The following is a 7,151-nucleotide window of genomic DNA, read 5'->3' on the forward strand; positions in this document are numbered from 1 at the left end:
CCGATACCAGTTCAATGCCTACCAGATAGTGAAGCGTGGACAATGGTATAGAATTCTAACTCATGGTTTTCTTCATGCCAATTGGAATCACTTATTGGTGAATATGATTGTTCTATTCTTCTTTGGAGGAGCTCTTGAGAATTACTTTAACCATTATCTGGGATCTAGTACTTTCTATTTTATTGCACTCTATATTAGCAGTATTGTTATCTCAAGTCTTTACGACTTAAAAAGATATGCAAATGACCACAATTACAATGCATTAGGCGCTTCAGGAGCCACATCGGCTATCGTGTTTGCAACCATCTTTTTTGATCCGTGGCAGTTGTTATATTTCTTCTTTGTTATTCCTATTCCAGGAATTGTATTTGGTGTCTTATATCTTGCTTACTCATACTACATGAATAAAAAACAGATTGACAACATCGGCCATAGCTCTCACTATTATGGTGCTCTTTTCGGTTTTCTATTTCCGATTCTTGTAAAACCAGAATTATTCTCTCTATTTTTGCAGAAGTTATTTTAAAATTTCAATATGCAAAAAGCTATTTTTCTTGATCGCGATGGTGTCATCAATTCCGATCTAGGACATTATTATATCTACCGAATTAACGATTTCATCATCAATAAAGGTATCATAGATTCACTTAAATGCTTTCAAGAAGCAGGTTACAAACTTTTTATCGTAAGTAACCAGGGTGGTGTAGCCAAAGGCATCTATTCTCGTGAGGATGTGGATAAGGTTCATGATTATCTCGAGTCTAAGTTAAAAGAAAATGGAATCTACTTGCAAGAGATCTATTACTGTCCTCATCATGAAAGTGTAGCTCGTTGTGAATGTAGAAAACCGAGTCCTTACATGATCAATCAGGCAATTGAGAAGTACAATATCGACATTAAGACTTCGTATCTAATTGGAGATAGTAAACGTGATATCGAGGCCGCTGAAGCTGCTGGAATAAAAGGTATAAAAATTGAGTCAAATGAAGATATTTCTATCTATTGCAATAAAATTTTAAAGGGAGAAATCTAGCTATGAACTCACATCAACTTTCTTATAACGGTGAATTTTATTCAGAAGATACAGCTCTATTCTCTGCTGACAATAGAGCCTTTCGGTATGGAGATTCATTATTTGAAACCATACACTGCAATGGAACTCAGATCCAATTCTTCAATGAACATATGGAACGACTTCAACTGGGAATGATTCAGTTGCACATGGAGATTCCTGATAATTTTTCTGAGACAATTCTGAAGAATATCAAAAGTCTAATAACAAAGAACAAATCATTCTTGGGAACGCGAATTCGATTAAGTGTTTTTCGTAATTCTGGAGGACTATACACGCCTAACACCAACCGAATTTCCTATTTAATAGAAAGCTCAAAACTTGAAGAACCGAAGTATTTTCTAAATAAGAAAGGTTTAAAAATTGGTCTTTTCGATACTTATAAAAAAACATTTAACTCATTATCTGGATTTAAGACAGGAAATTCATTGCCTTTTATTTTAGCTGGCTTACACAAAAGCGAAATGAAATGGGATGATTGCTTACTGATGAACGAGAGACAAAATTTAGTAGAAAGCGTAAGTTCAAATCTTTTTGTTGTGAAGGATGATATTTTGTTTACGCCATCACTTGAAAGTGGAGCTTTAAATGGTATCATGAGAGAGCAAATTATTCAAATTGCTCTTGATTTGGGTATGACAGTTTACGACGACTGTGTAATGAAACCTGAACAGTTAATGGTAGCGGATGAAATCTTCCTAACCAATGCAATTGTTGGTATACGCTGGGTGGTCGCCTATGAAGAAAGACGCTACTTTAATAGAAGTGCAAAAGTTTTAATAGAAGAATTAAATAAAAGAGCTTTTGTATAGAAGGCTTTGTATTCTATTAATTCATATTTTGATTTTTAGGAAAATTAGCCCAGAGCTTATAATTTCCGCCCAATTGATTTAAAGCATATTGCCAGATATCACTATTATCAGACATAATTTCTTCTGCTTCTAGTGAGCTTACAAGCCATGAATTCTCCTTGATTTCTTCTTCAAGTTGACCAGCACTCCAACCCGAATAGCCTGCAAAAAAACGAATTTGATCAACTTCTAATCTTTTTGAGCCAATCAGTTTTTTTAAAATCGCAAAATCGCCTCCCCAATATAAGTTCCCGAAAACCTGAAAAGAATTCGGTATTAGATCAGGGACAGTATGCAAATAATATATTTGAGTATTTTGTACAGGGCCCCCAACAAAGACTTCACTTTCGAAAACATCCAAATCGGTCAAAACTTCATTAATATTCAAATGAATGGGTTTATTCAAAACAAACCCCACGGCCCCCTTATCAGAGAATTCAGTCAATAAAACGACAGATCGTTTAAAATAACGACCTTCTAAGAAAGGCTCGGCAATTAGAATTCTCCCCTTCTCAGGTTTTATATCATTCGACTCAAATCGAAATATGTCATGTAATTCATCCACACCTATTAAATTTTATAAACTCAAAGTAATCAAATTCATTAAGGAATCAAAAAAGATCTATAGTCCAATCTAGAAAACTTCAATAATCTTAAATTGATGCTGATTATAATTCTTATATTTAAAGAGTAAATCTAAATCCTAAGTCCCCTATGAACCCTATTATAAAAAAGGCTTTACTTCCTCTTATCATTCTAATCTTAAGTTTCAATTTCAATAGTTTAGCCGATAATCCAGACAATTTTTCGGTTGAATACCCCCAAATAATTGTAGCTAAGATTAGCCATACAATTAAAATAAAAACTAATTCCGATTTACTAAACCAAATAAAAACAGATTCCATTCATGTTCTCATTAATGGGATAAATACACCTTACCAGATTGAAGAATCCATCCTCAAGATAAAATACAAATTCAAGCATAAAGAAATCGTCAAAGTTCAAATTGGGGAGTTTGTTGAATCACAGGAAATAAATCCTATCCCTCTTTGGCTTTCTATTCTTCCTCCCCTCATCGCTATTCTGATGGCTCTCTCTTTTAAGGAGGTTTTTTCAGCGCTTTTTGTCGGCTTGTTTTCTGGTACACTCATCATTTATTCATACAAGGGCACATCAATATTCATAGCCTTTTTCAAAGCCATTTTCGCCATTACCGATACCTATATCATTAACTCGGTAAACGATTCGGGGCATATTTCCATCATCGTATTCTCAATGCTTATTGGCTCCATGGTCACCCTTATTTCAAAAAACGGAGGCATGCAAGGCATCGTAAATATTCTATCGAGATACGCCAATACGGCTCGATCAGGACAACTGGTTACCTGGTTACTTGGTGTTTTAATCTTTTTCGATGATTATGCCAATACCCTTGTGGTGGGAAATACGATGCGTCCCGTAACCGACAGGCTAAAAGTATCGAGAGAAAAGTTGGCCTATATTGTTGACTCAACAGCCGCTCCTGTGGCTTCGGTTGCCATGATTACAACTTGGATTGGTATAGAACTCAGCTACATTCAATCGGCAACCGTGCAGATTAATGTGACCGAAAGTCCTTACAGTATCTTTATGAATTCGCTTCCCAGTCGATTTTATCCATTTTTCACACTAGCTTTTATGCTCTTCCTTATTTATAGGGGTAGAGATTTTGGACCAATGCTCAAGGCTGAGAAATTGGCAAGACAAAATCATATAACGAAACAAGACCCAAATATTCAAAAAACCAATGGTGATAATGAATTGGAAATGGCAGCTAATGCCACTCCCCGATGGTATAATGCAGGTATCCCCATACTGATTGTTATACTGGGAACCCTTGCTGGTTTATTATACACCGGTTGGGATACCACTATGTGGGCAGATACCTCATTGGGTTTCGGTACAAAACTCGCAAATGTAATTGGAGCCTCCGATTCATACCAAGCCCTACTGTGGTCGTCGCTTTCAGCAGTTCTGGCAGCTGTTGCTTTAAGTATTGGACAAAGAATTCTGAGCTTGCAAGAAACAACAGAGAGTTTACTTATCGGATTTAAAACCATGCTCACCGCCATACTCATATTGGTTCTAGCATGGGCATTAGCGGATATAACCAAGGATTTGCATACGGCCGATTTTATTTCAAACGCGCTCATATCCATCAATATTGCACCGCAACTCCTGCCCGCTCTAACCTTTATTCTATCAGCATTAATCGCCTTCTCAACAGGTTCATCATGGGGAACCATGGCCATACTCTATCCTTTAATCTTACCAGCATCCTGGTACTTGAGCCATAGTATAGGCATGAGCGACGAAGAATCTATGAATATCTTCTATATCGTAGTTTCAGCTATACTTGCCGGTTCTGTTCTTGGCGATCATTGCTCGCCCATTTCGGACACAACCATTCTAAGTTCATTAGCCAGTTCGTGCAATCATATCGAGCACGTTCGTACCCAATTGCCTTATGCATTAAGCGTAGGTGGGGTATCTATTTTCGTTGGACTTATTCCAGCAGCCTATGGTGTCTCTTATTGGATTATATTTCCGGCAGGCATTATCAGTCTTTATGCCATTGTGCATTTCTTTGGGAAGAAAGTTGAGGATTAGGTGATGCGGTGATTTGATAATTTAAAAACATACGAGGTTTTTGATTATTAATAACACTCTGATTCAAAAATAAGGATTAAGGTCTATAAGAATCATCTTCTTTAACATTCGAAAAGCGGGGAATTGGTATACAAGGCTAAAAAGAGCACTACACCAAAAATTCCTTGTGCTTTTAACCTTAAAAGCATCCGTAACCAAAATGTAAAAGGGTTTTAATGCAATAAAAGCACACGACACCGAAATTCCCTGTGCTTTTAAGCCTAAAAAGCATCCGTAACCAAAATGTAAAAGGGAATTAAGGCAATAAAAGCACACGACACCGAAATTTCCTGTGCTTTTTAGCTTGAAAAGCATCCGTAACCAAATTTTAATCGTCTTCTCATAGATATGAGAAATAAAAAAACGATCGAAGCAGAAGCTCCGATCGTTTTTTATGAATAATTGTATTATAACCTTAGTCTTCTAGGAAGTTAGGGTACATATAATCTGTAGCTGGTACAAAAGTTTCCTTAATTGTACGTGGAGAAACCCAACGCAATAGGTTAATCATGGATCCGGCCTTATCGTTGGTTCCAGAACCTCTACCACCACCGAATGGCTGCTGTCCAACAACTGCACCAGTTGGCTTGTCGTTGATGTAGAAGTTACCTGCAGTGTGAGTTAAACGCTTCACTAATTTCTCAATATCGTAACGACAGTTTGCAAAGATAGCACCAGTAAGCGCGTACATTGAACCTTTGTCAAGGATATCTAATGTCTCATCTACTTTGTTGTCATCGTATACAAAAATGGTAAGAACAGGGCCGAATAGCTCTTCTTCCATTGTGATATAATCATGCTTAAGCGCTCTGATAATAGTTGGAGCAATAAAATAACCTACAGTCTTGTCGTAAGTACCACCAGCTACTACTTCAGCATCAGGAGAAGCTTTAGCAGCGTCGATAGCTGAAGCCAACTTGTCGAAAGAAGTCTCATCAATTACGGCATTCACAAAATTGGTGAAGTCTTCAGTTCCACCCATTTTAACTTTCTTCAAGTCTTCGTGTACAAACTTCATTACTTCGTCATACTTACTTGCAGGAATGAAAGCACGAGATGCAGCCGAACATTTCTGTCCCTGGTACTCAAAAGCACCACGAGTAATAGCTGTTGCAACTTCTTTTGTAGGAGCATTTGGGTGCATAAAAATATAATCCTTACCACCTGTCTCACCTACGATACGTGGGTACGACTTAAATTTATGAATGTTATTACCGATATTCTTCCAGATATCCTGGAATACACCAGTTGATCCTGTAAAGTGAATACCTGCAAAATCAGGAGAAGAAAATAATACTTCTGATGCAGCAGGACCTGATACGTATACCAAGTTGATAACTCCAGCAGGAACACCAGCTTTAATGAAAATTTCCATTAGAACCTGAGCCGAATAAACAGCAGTTTTAGATGGCTTCCAAACAATACAGTTACCCATCATAGCAGGAGCTGTAGGTAGGTTACCTGCAATTGCAGTAAAGTTGAAAGGAGTCAATGCGAATACAAATCCTTCTAGTGGACGTTGCTCAACACGATTCCAAATTCCTTTTGACGATATCGGCTGTTGCTTATATATATCGGTCATATATTGTACATTGAAACGCAAGAAGTCAGCAATTTCACAAGCAGAATCAATTTCAGCCTGGAATGCATTTTTCGACTGTCCCAACATAGTTGCAGCATTAATTCTCTGACGGTAAGGTCCTGAAATCAACTCAGCAGCTTTCAAGAAAATAGAAGCACGATGCTCCCAGGCCATAGCTTCCCAAGCTGGTTTAGCAGCCAAAGCAGCATCAATTGCCATTTGAATATGCTTTTTCTCACCTAGGTGATAATGACCCAAAACATGCTGATGATCGTGAGGAGGTGTCATTGTAAATAATTTACCTGTACGAACCTCTTCGCCACCGATGTACATAGGTACATCGATTTCGCGGGAACGCATATCTTTTAAGGTTGCCTGTAATTCTGCTCTTTCTGGAGAACCCGGAGCGTAAGATAAAATCGGCTCGTTAGTTACAGCCGGAATGTTGTATATACCTTTTGGCATGATAGTGTTGTTTTAGGGTTATTGTCTAATTTTTTTCACTCTGAACAAATGTAAAAAATTTGGGATGTGATTAATATGAGTTATGTCATGATTGATGCTTGCTTATAAATGAATTTCATGTAAAATTTCATTTCAAAACAAAATCAAGGGCTCCACTTAATAATTAAAAAGTCAAGGATAGGCTTCCGATTTCGGATTAGAAGTTAATTTATTTTCATAAGAGTAAGAAATATTTCTTTTCAGAAGATAAAATCAGAAATTGCCTCGGAACTAATTTCAATTGCCCCTTCCTATCGTGAAGAATTCTATGAGGCTATAGAAAAGAATGAACAAGTTTAGCCATGCATAAGTTTGAGAAGAAAATAGTTTTGATTTAATTTGATTATTATTTTAAAAGAATCTAATTAAACTACAATATGGAAGACGTGAAATCACCTTGTATACAAATATGTCGTGCCGACTCTAATGGCGTTTGTTTTGGTTGCAGAAGAAC

Annotated in this window: 7 protein-coding genes; 5 read left to right on the plus strand and 2 right to left on the minus strand. The window is 37.0% G+C overall.

Annotated features, from left to right (window positions below):
* The 3 genes from ABY905_RS12110 to ABY905_RS12120 form a co-directional block, all read left to right on the plus strand.
* The coding region (locus tag ABY905_RS12110; protein WP_372644230.1) for a rhomboid family intramembrane serine protease at positions 1 to 526 on the plus strand (526 nt) is incomplete at its 5' end.
* Positions 527 to 535: 9 nt separating this feature from the next.
* A complete protein-coding gene (locus tag ABY905_RS12115; protein ID WP_372644233.1) occupies positions 536 to 1,033 on the plus strand; it encodes a D-glycero-alpha-D-manno-heptose-1,7-bisphosphate 7-phosphatase in 498 nt (165 codons plus the stop codon).
* A gap of 2 nt (positions 1,034 to 1,035) precedes the next feature.
* Positions 1,036 to 1,884, plus strand: a complete 849-nt coding sequence (locus tag ABY905_RS12120) for an aminotransferase class IV (RefSeq protein ID WP_372644239.1) — start codon at positions 1,036 to 1,038, stop codon at positions 1,882 to 1,884.
* Positions 1,885 to 1,900: 16 nt separating this feature from the next.
* On the opposite strand, the gene ABY905_RS12125 is transcribed toward ABY905_RS12120, so the two are convergent.
* A complete protein-coding gene (locus ABY905_RS12125; protein ID WP_372644242.1) occupies positions 1,901 to 2,488 on the minus strand; it encodes a YqgE/AlgH family protein in 588 nt (195 codons plus the stop codon).
* Between the two features lie 149 nt (positions 2,489 to 2,637).
* On the opposite strand from ABY905_RS12125, the gene ABY905_RS12130 reads away from it, so the two are divergent.
* Positions 2,638 to 4,572: a Na+/H+ antiporter NhaC family protein gene (locus tag ABY905_RS12130; protein ID WP_372644245.1), complete on the plus strand. Its 1,935-nt coding sequence runs from the start codon at positions 2,638 to 2,640 to the stop codon at positions 4,570 to 4,572.
* A 454-nt stretch (positions 4,573 to 5,026) separates the two neighbouring features.
* Here the strand turns inward: ABY905_RS12130 and pruA are convergent, their stop codons facing one another.
* On the minus strand, positions 5,027 to 6,658 hold the full coding sequence (pruA, locus tag ABY905_RS12135; protein WP_372644248.1) for an L-glutamate gamma-semialdehyde dehydrogenase: 1,632 nt from the start codon (positions 6,656 to 6,658) through the stop codon (positions 5,027 to 5,029).
* 416 nt (positions 6,659 to 7,074) lie between these two features.
* On the opposite strand from pruA, the gene ABY905_RS12140 reads away from it, so the two are divergent.
* Positions 7,075 to 7,151: DUF1289 domain-containing protein (locus ABY905_RS12140; protein ID WP_372644251.1), on the plus strand; the 77-nt coding region annotated here is incomplete at its 3' end.

Origin of the sequence: Ancylomarina sp., from assembly GCF_041555295.1 — a bacterium.
Lineage (GTDB): Bacteria > Bacteroidota > Bacteroidia > Bacteroidales > Marinifilaceae > Ancylomarina.